The 14444-nt window shown below is 64.5% G+C and carries 15 protein-coding genes; 11 read left to right on the top strand and 4 right to left on the bottom strand.

Annotation, left to right across the window (positions count from 1 at the left end; translation table 11 throughout):
• Positions 1 to 159 precede the first annotated feature (159 nt).
• Both WDA27_14030 and WDA27_14025 read left to right on the top strand, forming a co-directional pair.
• Complete coding sequence (locus tag WDA27_14030; protein ID MFA5892048.1) at positions 160 to 780, top strand: hypothetical protein; 621 nt, start codon at positions 160 to 162, stop codon at positions 778 to 780.
• A 233-nt stretch (positions 781 to 1013) separates the two neighbouring features.
• Positions 1014 to 1604 (top strand): hypothetical protein, encoded by a 591-nt coding sequence (locus tag WDA27_14025; protein MFA5892047.1) that lies wholly within the window; start codon positions 1014 to 1016, stop codon positions 1602 to 1604.
• A gap of 49 nt (positions 1605 to 1653) precedes the next feature.
• Here the strand turns inward: WDA27_14025 and WDA27_14020 are convergent, their stop codons facing one another.
• A complete protein-coding gene (locus WDA27_14020; GenBank protein MFA5892046.1) occupies positions 1654 to 2988 on the bottom strand; it encodes an aminotransferase class III-fold pyridoxal phosphate-dependent enzyme in 1335 nt (444 codons plus the stop codon).
• 131 nt (positions 2989 to 3119) lie between these two features.
• Between WDA27_14020 and WDA27_14015 the strand changes: the two genes are divergently transcribed.
• The 5 genes from WDA27_14015 to rsfS all read left to right on the top strand — a co-directional run bounded on the left by WDA27_14015 (position 3120) and on the right by rsfS (position 6254).
• The gene (locus tag WDA27_14015; GenBank protein ID MFA5892045.1) at positions 3120 to 3545 is read left to right on the top strand and encodes a cupredoxin domain-containing protein; all 426 of its coding nucleotides are present in this window, start codon (positions 3120 to 3122) and stop codon (positions 3543 to 3545) included.
• Positions 3546 to 3593: 48 nt separating this feature from the next.
• Positions 3594 to 3974, top strand: a complete 381-nt coding sequence (locus tag WDA27_14010; GenBank protein MFA5892044.1) for a plastocyanin/azurin family copper-binding protein — start codon at positions 3594 to 3596, stop codon at positions 3972 to 3974.
• A 60-nt stretch (positions 3975 to 4034) separates the two neighbouring features.
• Positions 4035 to 4643: a nicotinate-nucleotide adenylyltransferase gene (nadD, locus tag WDA27_14005; GenBank protein ID MFA5892043.1), complete on the top strand. Its 609-nt coding sequence runs from the start codon at positions 4035 to 4037 to the stop codon at positions 4641 to 4643.
• 76 nt (positions 4644 to 4719) lie between these two features.
• Positions 4720 to 5850 carry an LCP family protein gene (locus tag WDA27_14000; GenBank protein MFA5892042.1) on the top strand — a complete coding sequence of 377 codons (1131 nt, stop codon included), beginning with the start codon at positions 4720 to 4722 and terminating at the stop codon, positions 5848 to 5850.
• A 17-nt stretch (positions 5851 to 5867) separates the two neighbouring features.
• On the top strand, positions 5868 to 6254 hold the full coding sequence (rsfS, locus tag WDA27_13995) for a ribosome silencing factor (protein ID MFA5892041.1): 387 nt from the start codon (positions 5868 to 5870) through the stop codon (positions 6252 to 6254).
• Between the two features lies 1 nt (position 6255).
• On the opposite strand, the gene WDA27_13990 is transcribed toward rsfS, so the two are convergent.
• Together WDA27_13990 and WDA27_13985 are read right to left on the bottom strand one after the other, a co-directional pair.
• Positions 6256 to 6690 carry a hypothetical protein gene (locus WDA27_13990; GenBank protein MFA5892040.1) on the bottom strand — a complete coding sequence of 145 codons (435 nt, stop codon included), beginning with the start codon at positions 6688 to 6690 and terminating at the stop codon, positions 6256 to 6258.
• Positions 6691 to 6734: 44 nt separating this feature from the next.
• Entirely contained in the window at positions 6735 to 8264 is a 1530-nt protein-coding gene (locus tag WDA27_13985; GenBank protein ID MFA5892039.1) for a carboxypeptidase-like regulatory domain-containing protein, read from the bottom strand.
• Between the two features lie 166 nt (positions 8265 to 8430).
• Between WDA27_13985 and WDA27_13980 the strand changes: the two genes are divergently transcribed.
• Positions 8431 to 9639, top strand: a complete 1209-nt coding sequence (locus tag WDA27_13980) for a hypothetical protein (protein ID MFA5892038.1) — start codon at positions 8431 to 8433, stop codon at positions 9637 to 9639.
• Positions 9640 to 9910: 271 nt separating this feature from the next.
• Here WDA27_13980 and WDA27_13975 read toward each other — a convergent pair whose 3' ends face one another.
• The gene (locus tag WDA27_13975) at positions 9911 to 10930 is read right to left on the bottom strand and encodes an NAD-dependent epimerase/dehydratase family protein (GenBank protein MFA5892037.1); all 1020 of its coding nucleotides are present in this window, start codon (positions 10928 to 10930) and stop codon (positions 9911 to 9913) included.
• Between the two features lie 115 nt (positions 10931 to 11045).
• Between WDA27_13975 and WDA27_13970 the strand changes: the two genes are divergently transcribed.
• The 3 genes from WDA27_13970 to WDA27_13960 all read left to right on the top strand — a co-directional run.
• A complete protein-coding gene (locus WDA27_13970) occupies positions 11046 to 12539 on the top strand; it encodes a hypothetical protein (protein ID MFA5892036.1) in 1494 nt (497 codons plus the stop codon).
• Positions 12540 to 12608: 69 nt separating this feature from the next.
• Positions 12609 to 13253 (top strand): lysoplasmalogenase, encoded by a 645-nt coding sequence (locus WDA27_13965; protein MFA5892035.1) that lies wholly within the window; start codon positions 12609 to 12611, stop codon positions 13251 to 13253.
• A gap of 70 nt (positions 13254 to 13323) precedes the next feature.
• Positions 13324 to 14444, top strand: a 1121-nt coding sequence (locus WDA27_13960) for a tryptophanase (protein ID MFA5892034.1), incomplete at its 3' end; no start/stop codon positions are given.

The raw sequence follows: 14444 nt of genomic DNA, 5'->3' as shown, positions 1-14444 counted from the left end.
GCGAGCCACGGCGATGACGTCGCGACGGAACTCCTCGGGGAACGCTTTGGGCATGGTGACCTTTCCTTCCGGTGAGGACCTAATCCTCACACATCAGGAGTCAACCGAACCTGGGGCAGTCCCGTTCCGGGGCGCGCCGATCCGGCCTTGCGTGCGGAGATGAACTACTTTCACTGTCCGGAAGCCCAGACGACTCCTGTGGGCAACCTTTCTGTTGTCGTGGACAACGCGGTTGCGTGGTGGGACCAGGAGGCGCCCTCGACCTCTGTCGCGGATGGATACGGATGTGCGTATGCCAACACCTACGTCGCGAGTGGTGCCGGGTATCGCACGATCTACGACGCCTTGTTCGAAGGTTCCTTTACGGGGAACATCGACAGCCTCACGGTTCGTGCGTATGCGACCTTGCTTGTGGGGCAAGTGCGGGCGCCGGCGCAGATTACGGTGCACTTGGGGATCGACGGGGTGTCGATGTTCGGGGAGGACGCCAGCGCCACCGGAGACCCCGCACCGGGGATCGGCACGGTGGAGGTGACTCCTCAGGCTCAGGAGAACGGCTTGTCGCTCGTGGAGTTCACGATTACAGGCTTGGGATTCACGCAGGAAGATGGCGAGGGGGCGGTCGAACACGATGTTCAACTCACCCTGAACGCGTGGGATGAGGTCGTCAACTTGTTCGTCCTCGACGTGATCGAGGCGCCGTCGAGTCTTGAGTTCAACTCAGCTACTCCGGCCGATGCCGCGCTGGCGGCAACGACGCCTGGTCCGAGTGTGGCCTGAGCGGCGATCATTCGAACGAAGGGGCTCCGCCGCGGGCCCCTTCGTCGTTCACGGGCATCCGTCGCGCGCCACGTCCTCAACGGCGTGAGGTGACCCTCGAGGACTTCGTTGAAACCCCGCGTTGGTCGTCCTGAAATCCTGTATTTCGCGGGGGTAAGCCCGATTCATCGAAACGGCTCACCTGGCCGATATTGACTACGTCCGCGCTTATCGGGGTCCAGGGGGATAACTAGATGAAGAGTTTGCGACTTGCAGTTGTGCTGGCCGCGTCGCTGGTGTTTGGCGCCATGGCCGGACCGGACATCGTTCGAGTGGCAGCCGAGGGAACCGAGTCTCCTGCGCCGGTGCCTGCGGTCTCGCCTGACGAGACTCCGGCCGTCGAACCAACGGCCGAACCGTCGTCCGAGCCGACCGTTGAGCCGACGCCGGAACCTACTGCGGAGCCGACGCCCGGTGAGGTTGTCGATCCGCCTGCGCCGGAACCTTCCGCGGATCCGCAGGAGCCTGCACAAGAGCCTGAAGCCGACGCTGTCCACGGTGCGGTCGTGAGTTTGGTTGCCGGGTGTGCGCCGAAGGGCCACGATCCCCGTTTCGCAGGGCTCGTGGTGAAGAACCACGGTGGTTTCGTGTCCGCGGCGGCCCGTGGGGGGACCGCCGAGGTCGCCGGGTCTGTGTTCGATCTGTCCACAGTCGCTGGGGCGCAAGCATTCTGTTCCGCGCTGGATGAATTGTCCGTGGACTCCGCAGGGGTCGAATCGCCGAAGGTTGCAAAGAAGGCCGCGCGCAATCGCGAGCACAAGCACGGGGCGCGCGCGCCGCGGTAGGTATCGAAGAGACGAAAAGGAGCGGTCCTTCGAGGCCGCTCCTTTTCGATCAGCCCTGAACGGTCGCGAACGTGGCGTCGAGTCGTGTCAGCACTTCGTCGATCAGGTCTCCAGGCATCGTCAATGCCGGCTCGATGCGTATCGTCGTTGCCGCGATTTGGGTACCCGCGACGAGAACTCCGCGCCTGAAGAGTTCTGCCGCCACCCGGTAGCCGGTTTCGTCGTCGGGGAACACCATGCCGATCAACAGGCCCATGCCCCGCACGTCAACGAGCACGCTTGGGTGACGATCCTGCAAATTGCGGAGGCCTGCCATAAACCGCGCGCCCTTTTCGGCGGCCTGCTCCCACAGGCGCTCGCGGAGTGTCACGTGGATGGCGGCGATCGCGGCTGCGCACGCGAGCGGATTCCCGCCGAACGTCGATGTGTGAAGGAAGGGATTCGGCTCGAGCGTCTGCCAGATGTGTCCTCGTCCGAGGACGGCTCCCACCGGCATGACGCCGCCCCCCAGCGACTTCGCTACGCAGAGGATGTCGGGGGCGACTCCCCAGTGGTCGACGGCCCACAGCGCTCCGGTGCGCCCGAGTCCGGTCTGAACCTCATCGGCGATTAGGAGAACACCGGTGGCATCACAGGCGGCGCGAAGGCGGGGCCAGAAGTCGTCCGGGGGAACGACTGCTCCAGCTTCGCCCTGGACCGGCTCCATCACGACTGCGGCGATCTCGTCGGCGTGAGCGCCGATCACTCGTTCGGCAGCGTCCGAGTCGCCGAACGGAATGCGAAAGACGGGCCCCAGAAGGGGCTCCACGGGCGCACGAAAGGCTTCTTTGCTCATCAGCGACAAGGCTCCGAGGGTCTTTCCGTGAAAGGCGCCCGTCGCGCAGACGAACCCCGGTCGTCCCGTGGCCGCCCTGGCGATCTTCATCGCACCTTCGACCGCTTCGGCGCCGGAGTTGCAGATGAAGGCATTCGAGATATCCCCGGGAGCGATCGCGGCAAGGAGCCTGCACAGCATGCCCTTGAACGGGTCGAGCAATTCCTGCGTCGGCATTGGGTTCCGATCCAACTGCTTTCGCACCGCCGCGACGACCTCGGGGTGGCGGATTCCGAGGTTGTAGATGCCGTAGCCGCCGAGGCAGTCGATCCATTCCCGTCCGAGGATGTCCCGGACGATCGACCCTTCGCCGTCCCACTCGAGCGCCGCGAAATCCCCGGCTTCGGTCACCGACTTGCGATAGCGAATGAGGCCGGGCGTGAAATGGTGGTCGAAATCCCAGACGGTTTGGCTGCTGAGGGCACGCGGATCGGGGGCGTCGGTACCGAGGAGAACGCCGTACATCCGGGCAGACTGATGGAGAGCGTCTTGAATGCTCTTCTCGTCCATACCCCGGAGGCTACCACCCTACGTATCTTTCTAGATCCGGAGTCTATCGGGGGGATGATTTGCGCACTATTCCGAGTTGTTAGGAAGATAAGCCCGGTCTTCGGGAAGCTGTCCGAGTGAAGGAGAACCTCATGCGACGTTTGGTGTCCGTGTTTGCCCTCATGTCGGCGGTCGCGCTCATTGGGTCTGCCTGCACGTCGGCGAAGGACAGCGGATTCCCGTCCGGAACCGCAACCCCGTCCGTCGCGACCCCGGTTCCATCGTCCGGCACCTCGGTTGCAGCGAGCGAGGCGACGATCGTGGCGAAGAACATGCAGTTCGACCTCAAGGAACTGGCGTTCGCGGCGGATGTTCCGATCGCGCTAACGCTCGACAACCAGGACGCAGGGATTCCCCACAACTTCTCGATATACGAGGGAACGACCGTAATCTACAAAGGTGAGTTCTTCACCGGCGTCGGCAAGAGGACTTACCAGATTCCGCCGTTGAAGGCGGGAACTTACCGGTTCCAGTGCGACGCTCATCCGACCATGGAGGGAACCGTAGTCGTCGAGTAAAGGACCGCCCCACAAGTTGGTCGGTGTTGGATGGAGGAGGAGGAAGCTGTGCGCACTGCAAGAATGTTGACCCTCGTCGCGGTTCTTTCCGTCGTTGCGGTGTCTTGCGGCGGGAAGACCACAGGGACGCCGGGAACGAGCCCGACACCCTCGGTCGTATCGTCGAGCCACGCGGACGCACCGACCGTAGCCGTGAAAGACAACGTCTTCGAACCGGCGGAGTTGACGGTGGCCGTGGGAACGATGGTTATGTGGAAGTGGGAGGGCTCACTGCCGCACACGGTAACTGCCGACGACAAGTTGTTTGATTCCGGCGACGCAGCGCAGACGACCGGCACGTTCATGTACACGTTCGACAAGGCGGGGACTTACCCCTATTACTGCGTCGTGCACGGCAAGGTCATGGCCGGGAAGATCATCGTTTCTTAGCGCGGCAATCCTCCGCGAGGGTCCCCGGCAATGGGGACCCTCGCTGTTACACTCGCTGCGATGACCGTTTCCCGCGCCCGACGGGTCGGCGTGATGGGCGGGACCTTCGACCCGATTCACACCGGCCACCTGGTGACCGCCGAGCATGCGCGGCATGCCTTCGATTTAGACGAGGTCGTGTTTGTGCCCGCCGGAAGCCCTTGGCAGAAGAGCCATGCCGACCTCGCTCCGGCCGAGGATCGCTACCTGATGACCGTAGTGGCCACCGTTGGGAATCCGTCCTTCTCGGTGTCCCGCATCGAGCTTGATCGCGCGGGTCCCACCTACACGATCGACACCCTGGATCAGATGAGGAAGTCATCTCCCGGATCCGAGTTCTTCTTTATTACGGGTGCCGACGCGGTCCTGCAGATCTTGACTTGGAAGGACCCGGACGCCGTGCTGGCGGGGACGCGGTTCATCGCCGCGACGAGGCCCGGCTACGATCTGAGTCGGCTGCGGGAGGAATTGCCCCCTTCGCTGGCGGCTCGGGTTTCGCCTATGGAAATCCCGGCGCTGGCGATCAGTTCCACTGACGTACGGCGGCGGGTTCGTGAGGGACTGCCCATTCGATACCTCGTGCCCGTCGGCGTTGCGGAGTACATCGAGAAGGCAGGTCTGTATCGCTGACGTCGTGATCGAGAAGGATCCCGGGACACGTACCGGGAGACTGCGGCGTGCGCGCGCTCGTCGCAGGTTGGTCGGTATGGCGGTCGCGCTTGCGGTGCTGGCGGCAATCGGGGTGGGCGTGTTCACGGTTCAGAAGTCCAGCCCCGCGGCTCCCAGCACTCCCGCGCCGATGATCGTTCAAGACACGCTGCTGCTCGTGCTCAGTCTGCGTGACGATCTTTCGCATCAGGCCGACTCGTTGACGGTGTTTGCGGCTGGACACGAGGGCGACCGTCCCGTTGCGCTGTTCATTCCTGTGGGGACGCTTGGAACGATCCCGGGTCAGGGATTCGAGGCGATCGGTCGCGCGTTGAGCGTGCAGTCCCTGCGGGCGCAGAGACTTGCGGTCGAGAACCTGCTGGGAATCGAGATCGACGAGACGCAAGAGATCGATGACGCAGTGTTCTCGAGTTTCGTGGACGAACTCGGCGGCATCGAGATTCGCGACGGGGACTCCACGGCGGACAACGGGCCGGGGTCGTCGGGATCCGAGGCACAGCGGATGAGTGGATCCGAGGCGGTTCGGTACCTGACGCACCGCGAGGAATCCGGGACTGAGATCCAGCGGTTCGTGCGCGCGCGCCGGGTTTGGGATGCCGTCGCCGCTGCGAAGCCGGAGGACATTGAGCGCGCGCTCACGAACACCGCCGCGAATTCGCTGGAGCGCGACGGCAGGCGCGCGCTGGCGCGCGCGCTGGGGTGGTTCGCTGCGACGGAGCCGGGCGCGCGCGGTTACGAAGTTCTCCCGGTGGATATCGTGGGCTCGGGCGGCTCGGAGGAGGTGTACGCGGTTCAGGAAGACGGCCTGGATGCGCTTGTCCGACGTCGATTCACTTCTTCGGCGTTCGTCCGCGGGCAAGCCCCTTCGATGCGTCCCCGCGCGGAGATCAGAAACGGGAACGGAACTCCGGAGGCGGGACTTCGTGCCGCCGATGCTCTGATTCGCGGTGGTATTCGGATCGCGTTGACGGGAAACGCACCTTCGTTCGACGTGGCGACGACTCGGATCATTGGGTACAGCGACGACGCTGCGGGTGTCGCACTGAGCCGTGACGTCCGAGAACTCCTGGGCCTCGGGCGAGTAGAGTTCGGGACACGAGGACAGACGGTCGTCGACGTTACCGTGGTCCTGGGCAAGGACTTCGCAGGCGAGGGTGATTCCTACTGAAGGCTAAGAAGATACCGATGCCGCGCACGCTCGCAGTGCGCGCGGCGCGTGCCGCAGCCGAGCACCTGGGCCGTGACATCCGTGTTTTGCAGGTCCGGGAACTGATTGCCATTACCGACTACTTCGTCCTTGTCTCGGGCGGCACCGATCGCCACGTGCACGCGGTCGGCGACGCGATCGAGGACGAACTACGAGACGCGGGCGTCAAGCCGCTTCGGCGTGAGGGCGAGCGCGAGAACCGATGGCTGTTGCTCGACTTTGCCGACATCGTCGTGCACGTGTTCCACGAGGAAGAGCGGGCTTACTACGAACTTGAACGACTGTGGAAGGACGCTCCGGAGATCGCGTGGGAACCGGCGAAGCGCGCGCCGAGTACCGCGTCGGCGAAGCGCGCGCCGGTCTGAGTCACGTACCGCGCGCGGTACGTGCGCGGGCCCGGGCGCGCGCGCCCGCCAGGATCAGAGTGCACGCGAGGATGACGATCCCGGTTTGCCACGCCTTCCATCCGCCGTGGCCAAACACCAGAGGCGTCGCGATTGGTCCTGCGAGCAAAGTGAGCGCGGCGCCTCCCGGGATTGGGTGGCGCTTGACCGAGATCGCGAGCGGCACCACGACGAGCGCGATCGTCCACGCGATGACTTGCGTGTGATCGAAAACGTAGCGCAGAACGCCGGCGTGAAGCATCGACAGACGGGAATGGCGGGCGGCGACGAGATCGGCGAGTGCCCATAGCGTCGCTGCGGTTGCGGGGGCGAGAAGAAGCGATCGCCGCTTTCGCTCGCCGCGTGCCTTCGCGCGCGCCTCGGCTTGGGCCAGCAGGCGCTCTCCGTGCGTGGCCATTGTCTCGATGGTAACCCGTGACGGCTTCGGGGCGGGGAGGCGGGTTACGCCGCGGCTGCGAGCACCCAGTGCCACGTTGCCGTCGCGTTGTTTCCGCCGGCATCGGTGATCGACGCGGTCGCGACGTAGCGGCCGGGGGGCTTTCCTTGCAGGGGATACCCGTCTGCGCGAAACACGCCGCCGGACAGATCGAAGTTCGCGCCGCCTTTCTTCGAGACCGCGTCGTACTCGTTTCGACCCTTCGAGGGGTCGTAGTCGTAGACCAGAGTGTGGTCGTCGCCGTAGGTCACGCGCACGCGAAGTGATCCGGGCGCAAGGTCGCGCTGCCCGTCGGCATCGACGACTCGGAAGCCGATGTACGGATACGACGACGGTGACGTCAGAGACGACCCGACGACGATCCCGGCCGTGTTTCCGCTGCCCAGGTTCCCCGGCTGCAAGGCACCGAAGGAGGGGATTTGGCCGCAGCGCGGCGCGCTTTCGGTGCAGATCTTCAGCAAGGATCCCACCGGGCTCTCCGAGACGTTGCCCGCGTAGTCCGCGATGCGCCAGTGGAAGTAGTAGTTGCCGGGATCCATTGGGGCGGACGGGTACCAGACAATTCTTTGAGTATCCAGGACGGGGTGGATGTCTTGACACTCCGAGGTCGCCTGCGGTTGCGGGCAGATGCGTCCTCGCAGCGAGAACGGGTCCAGCCCCGAGCGCGCGCCGCCCGAGTACCGGTCGCAGACGCCGTGGGTGACGATCGGCATTGTGTTCGTCGTTCCGGGGGGACTTGCCGGCGAAAAGGGGTTGGCGTGCACGCCCGGACCGCATTCAGACATTGCGCTGGTCGCGAGTCCGAATAGCGGGGCGGAGTTATCGATTACGTAGGGCTGCCGATCAGTCTGCGTGATTGCCACGCCTCCGCGTATTCCCGAGAGATCCGACCAGAACAGGTTCTCGGTTGAGTTGGCGGGGATGGTCTCGGTGTGGATCCATCGGTTCCAACCGCCGCCGGCCGGTCCGGGTCCTTCGACGCCGTCGAACTCCATCTGCACGGCCGGTCCGCCGATGTGCCCCAGCGACAGCAGCATTGTCGTCTCGGGGGGAGCTTTCGACCGGGCGGTCCAAGTCACCTCGACAGGTCCGTCGGTTGTCGAGATGTCATTCGGAGTAATGCGCAGGTTCGTCATGCGCAGCATGGGATGTCCGGAATCGGGCGTGAAGTCGGCGTCCGAGAGGTTCGTGTACGTCGTGTACGACTGGTTGGCCGTCGCGTAGAGCGGCCCGCCCTCAGAGAGGTCTACGACGTGCACGTCGTAGGTGTCGTGGCCGGACCCGCTGACGGTTCCGGCGCAAATCCGGTAGCGACCTTGCTCGTCGGTGGTGTCGCGATCCCCCGTGGGAGTGCTCCGGTTGGTTTGGTAAAGCTCGACGCGAAGGCCCGGCAGCGGTTCGCCGTCGGCATTGGCGACGATGCCGCCGATGGCAGAGGTGACCGTCGTGCTTGAGCATCCGAGGTCAATCTTGGCCGCGACGACGGTGGGGGCGGCAAGAGCGAGGGCAACGATGGGTACGGCGATCTTTCGCATGAAGTCCCTCCAGAGTGCGACGCGGTGCATGCTTCGATATGCGCGCTCCGTTTCCTCGCTCTATGCCGCTTTCAGACGAAAGGTCCGGGATTTCGTGATTCCGGTGCCTCGGGCTCCTCGTGAGGCGGGATAATGACGGGCGGGTCCCGTCGAGCGAGGAGGGGTTTTGGCTTTCGCGGACGGAAGGATCGACGACTGGCCTCCCTTTCGACGGCTCGTTTGGATTCAGGCCATTCACGCAGCAGGCGATGCATTGGTCGCCGTGTCGCTCGCCGAGACGTTGTTCTTTTCCGTATCGATCGGCGAGGCGCGTGATCGCGTGGCGTTGTACTTGTTGCTCACGATGACGCCGTTCGCTCTCCTGGCTCCGGTCGTGGGTCCGCTGCTCGACCGATGGAGAGGCTCGTATCGAGCGGCACTGGTGATTGCTTCCGCGGGACGCGTTCTGCTGGCGGTAGTCGCGTCCACGCGTACCGAAGATCCGGCGCTGTATCCGTTGGCATTCGGGATCCTCGTTCTGTCTCGCGCGCACAGCGTCGGCCGCAGCGCGCTCGTCCCCGAGATCCTCCCAGTCGGACGAACGCTCGTGTGGGCAAACGCGCGCCTCTCGATCGCTTCGCTGGCGGGTGGATCGGTTGCCGGAGCGATTGGTCTGGGTATTCACCGACTGGCGGGGTCGTCGGCGACACTGCGTCTTGCGGCCGCGGCGTTCGTGGTCACCTGCTTCGCCGGACTCGGCCTTCCGACGGTGTTTCGTCTGCGGCGCCACGTGCCGGCCGTCGCGGTGCATCTGTTGCTGAGTCCCCGGTTGCTGGCTGGAGGGATCGCGACGGCAACATCGCGAGCGGCGCTGGGATTCCTTGCGTTCTTGATTGCGTTTGCGATTCGCAGGGAGGGGTATGGCCTTATGGGGTTCGCGTTGTTGGCGCTTGCTGCGGCTTTGGGGACGCTGGCCGGTGCGGCACTTGCGCCTGCAATGCGGCGGCTTGTTCGCGAACCGGCAATCCTTGTCGGGTCGCTGGTTGCGATTGGAGCGAGCGCGGTCGCCGTGTCGGGAGGCTTCAGCCTTGCCAGGGCGGTGTTGTTGAGCGGCGTGATCGCGGTCTTTACCTCGACCGCTCGTCTCGGGTTCGACGCATTGGTCCAGGCGGACGCACCCGAGGAAGTGCGCGGACGCACGTTTGCTCGCTACGAGACCGTCTTCCAGGTGTGCTGGGTAGCAGGCGCCGGTTTCGCCACCGCGTTTCCCTTCGGGCCGTCGGTCGGATTGCGCGTTGCCGGGTTGATTTGTGTTTTGGGGGTAGTGCTCGCGATCCGGGGGGTTCCACCGTTCGCGCCGTTGCGCACGAGGCTGCGCCGCGGAAACCAGCGTTGAGGAGCAACGTCACCCGGCGGGGGACAGGGCTCCCCGTCTGCCCACCCGCCGGGTGTCCGTCGACAGAAGGAGGCCGAAGTTTGACGTGGCAGCCACGAGAACTGTCGGTCGTGTGTCGGCCTCCCTCGGCCGACGACTCCGAGTGATTGGCTTGAGTTCGACGTAGTTTCGGTTTCTTCCTTTTGATATATTTCGTGAAGTCCTTCACAAGCGCTTGCCGGAGCATGCATCCCAGGTCACGGACTTGACCGGGCGCCTTCGGGTCGGAAACTTAAGGCGTTCGCGCGCGGTGTTTCGCCAGAAGTGGCCTGCACCACTCCGCCGATCGTGCAATGGACTGATCGAAATCGATCAGTGGGGCCCACTCGAGGTCGCGGCGCGCGCGCTGGGTTGGGAACTCCTGCTCGGTCCCCAGGATTGCGATCGCGTGTCTCGTGAGCGGCGGTCGCGATCGGATCGAGAACGCTCCCCACGCTGTTTCCATTCCCGCGGCGATGGCGCCGGCGACCCGCGGAGCCAGGGACAACCGGCGCGCGCGGTACCCCAAGGCGTCGGCGAGCTTCGAGACGTACTCGCGCCACGTCGCGCCGGTCGCGTCGTGCAAGTTGTAGGTGCCGCCGACTGCGGCCGGGACGGTTCCCGCCTGGACGATGACGTCGGCGAGGTTCTCGACGTATGCGAATCCGGGGCGCGCGTGCCCGCCTCCCACCACCGGAACGAGGCCCGCGCGCAAGTACTGAGCGATCTCGAGCACGAAGTACTTGTCGCCGGGTCCGAAGATCGTCGCCGGCCGAACGATGGTGAGCGGCAGATCGCGCGCGGCGGCAACCGTGCGAGCGGCATCCTCGGCCGCGATCTTTGAGTCCACGTAGGGCCACCCGGTTCGCACCGGCGCACTGGACTCATCGCGATCCGGATCGTTTGGGAATCCGTAGACGTCTGTAGTGGACACGTGTACCAACCGACCGACGCCGGCGTCTGCGGCTGCGCTTGCCACCGACTTCGTCCCGTTGACGTTGGTTTCGAAGAACTCGGTGCGCGACCCCCAGTCCGTCACGAGCGCGGCCAGATGAAAGACGGCGCGCGCATCCTCGAGCGCGCCGCGAAGCGCGTCGGTGTCGAACAAGCCGCATCGGTGGACGGTGACGCCCGTTTGCTCGAGTGACTCAGCGCGCGAGGAGGGGCGCGCAATCGCGTGCACGTCCCAACCGCGTTCGGTAAGCGCGCGCGACAGGTGGCCCCCGAGGAATCCCGTCGCGCCGGTTACCACAGCCTTGCCCGGACTCGTCATGCCCTCACCCTCCCGACGTGCCCTGCGATGTCGGAATGCTACTCCGGCGCGCAGGGATTCGGCCGCGCAAGGCGAAGTCGGAGGTTCAACGGAGCCGAGGTGGGAGGAGCGGAAGATGCGTCGGATTGCTGGATGCCGATCATGGGCGGTCGCTGTGCTGACTGTGACGCTTGCGAGTCTGTCGCCGGCGCGCGCCGGAATCCCGCCGGTACCTGTTCAGCAGGGACCGGCGTCGTCGGAGACGTTCTACGGCGCGCCGGCGATCGCGTCTCCGGTCCACGCACCCGCGGTTCCGCAGAACCCTTACATGGCGTTGAATGAGCGAAGCAACCTGCACGTCGACGCGTACATGACCGACACGAACCCCGGACCGGGTCCGCTCGGCAAGAACATGGAAGTCCGCTCGACCTTTCACGTTGGGGAATGCGCGACGGTGACCTTCGATTCGCAAGGACGGATCGTGACCGTGTGTGTCGGGGTCGAAGGTCCTCGCCTAACGATGATCGATCCCGACACGCTCGAAACTCTTGCGTTGATGCCGTTGCCACCGAGGAATCCGGCGGGTGCTACCACGTTCCTTTCGGACATCTCCGGCGGCGGATATTTCTATCTCGACAACTTGGACCGCGCGGTGATTCCAACGAACGACCGCCGGATCTTCGTTGTCGGGGAGACGACGGGACCGGCTGGACTCGGGTTCGAGATTGCGCGGATGTATGACGTGTCACCGGCTTTGGCATCGGACGACAAGATCATGTCGGTGCTCCCGGACTGGTCGGGAAGACTGTGGTTCGCGAGCGCGGCCGGCACGGTCGGCGTTGTGGATCCGCAGACCGGCGACACCGCGAAGCTGGATACCGGGGAAGCCATCGGGAACTCGTTTGCCGTGGATGAAACCGGCGGCGTGTACATCGTGACGGCGCGCGCGCTGTATCGATTCGACGCCGATGCGGATGGAAAGCCTGTGGCGACGTGGCGCGAGGCTTACGACTACGGAGTCAGATTCAAGCCCGGGCAGTTGAACTTCGGGTCCGGGACGACCCCGTCGCTCATGGGTCCGGATCTCGTGGCGATTACCGACAACGCCGATCCTCGAATGCATGTGATGGTGTATCGGCGCGCCGCGCAGGTCGGCGGAGATCGATTCGTGTGTGAGGAGCCGGTGTTCGCCCAGGACAAGGGCGCGACGGACCAGTCTCTGATCGTTACCGGCGACTCGATCGTCGTCGTCAACAACTACGGGTACTCCGGTCCGGCGTCGGTGACGCGCGGAGGGTCGAGCGAGCCGGGTCTTACGCGTATCGATGTCGACCGGGACGCGAAGACCTGTACGACCAAATGGGAGAGCCAAGAGCGCGGGCCCTCGTTGGTGCCGAAGCTCTCGCTTGCAACGGGGCTCGTGTACACGTACACGAAGCCGGCCGGCGCCACCGACGATCCGTGGTACCTCACGGCGCTGGACTTTCGGACGGGAGAAACGGTTTTCCGGCAGCTCGTGGGAACCGGTCTAGGTTTCAACAACAACTGGTCTCCGGTGACGTTCGGTCCCGACGGGACGGCCTACGTCGGAGTGCTCGGCGGTTTGGTCTTGCTCAGGGATACGGCCTGAGTTGCGAGTGCGCGTCGTCTTTGTGCGGCATGATGCCGGAATGAGAATGCCGGACAAGATTCGTTCCTGATGAGCGTCGCGGCGTGGGTCGTATTGGGACTCGCGGGGGTCTTCGCGGTTTCGGACTGGATCGCGGTGTCTCCGCGAGTTCAGTCGCGTCTGATCGAGTACGCGTGCAAGCCGGCGACGACGGCGTTGCTGGTCGCGGTGGCGTTGTTACTGGAGCCCTTGGACCCCGCGCAGCGCGGATGGTTCGTCGCGGCGCTGATTCTGTCTCTCGCGGGCGATGTCTTCTTGATGTTGCCCAAAGATGCGTTCGTTCCCGGACTAGCGTCGTTCTTGCTCGCTCACGTTGCCTACGTCGGCGGTTTGCGGCTGGAGGACCCATCCGGCAGGGTGATTGCTGTGACCGCGGTTGCCGTTGTCGGTGTGGGATTGCCCGTGTTGTTGCGCATGATTCGAGGCGCGCGCGCGCAGGGGCATCCGGAGATGGCCGTCCCCCTTACCGCGTATGTGTGCGTCATCTCGGCGATGGTCGTTTTCGCCTTTGGAGCGCGCGACGCGGTTGCGGCCGGCGCCGCTGTGCTGTTCTTCACCTCGGACGCGATGATCGGCTGGGACCGGTTCGTTCGCCCTCTGCCGTGGGTTCGTCCGGCCATCATGGCAACCTACCATCTGGCGCAGGCCGGGTTCGTGCTGTCTTTGCTTCGCTGACCGATAACCGTCAGTGGCGACGGGTGAATGCATATCCTTGAGTTGGACGACGATCCCGGGGAGCGCGGTCATGAGTGGACGGCGGCAGTCGTGGGCGGAGCCGTGGAAGATCAAGGTCGTGGAGCCCGTTCGCGTCACGACGCCGCAGGAACGCTCTGCGGCGCTTGAGGTCGCGGGCTGGAACACGTTCCTGCTGCGCAGTACCGATGTCTACATCGACTTGCTCACCGACAGCGGGACGAACGCGATGTCTGCGCAACAGTGGGCCGCGATGATGCTCGGCGACGAGGCTTACGCGGGCAGTGTGAACTTCTATCACTTGGAGGAAGCGGTCCAAGACGTGTACGGGTATCCGTACATCGTCCCGACACACCAAGGGCGCGCGGCTGAGCACATCATCAGCCGGATCTTGATCCGACCCGGGCATGTTGTCCCGGGGAACATGTACTTCACCACCACGCGGATGCACCAAGAACTGGCCGGCGGCACCTTCGTAGACGTGATCATCGACGAGGCGCACGATCCCGCCAGCGAACACCCGTTCAAGGGAAACATCGACCTCGACAAGTTGCACGCAGTCATTCGCGAGTACGGGGCCGAACGCATCCCGTACGTTTCGCTTGCCGGAACGGTGAACATGGCGGGAGGTCAGCCGATCAGTGTCGAGAACGTGGCGGCCGTCCGAGAGATGTGCAACCGGCACGGGATCGCCCTGTACTTGGATAAGACACGGATCGCCGAGAACGCTTGGTTCATCAGGCAGCGTGAACCCGGCTATGCGGACCGAAGTGTTCGCGACATCGTTCGCGAAATCTGCTCGCTCACCGACGGCGCATGGATGAGTTCGAAGAAGGACCACCTCGTGAACATCGGCGGGTATCTCGCTCTTCGCGACGAGCGGATATTGGAGGAAGCGCGGAACTTGTGTGTCGTGTACGAGGGGTTGCACACCTACGGCGGTATGGCCGGACGCGACATGGAGGCCATCGCGCGGGGTGTTTACGAATCGGTCGATGAGGCGCACTTGCATGCGCGCGTCGGGCAGGTCGCGTACTTAGGGGAGCGGCTGCAGACAGAGGGTGTTCCGATTGTCGCTCCGATCGGGGGACACGCGGTGTTTTTGAACGCCAGGGCATTTCTGTCTCATCTGCCGCAAGACGAGTTCCCGGCTCAGCGGCTGACGGGGGAGAT

This window comes from Actinomycetota bacterium (assembly GCA_041658565.1).
Taxonomy (GTDB): domain Bacteria; phylum Actinomycetota; class AC-67; order AC-67; family AC-67; genus JBAZZY01.
This window is presented reverse-complemented; position numbering and strand designations above follow the sequence as displayed.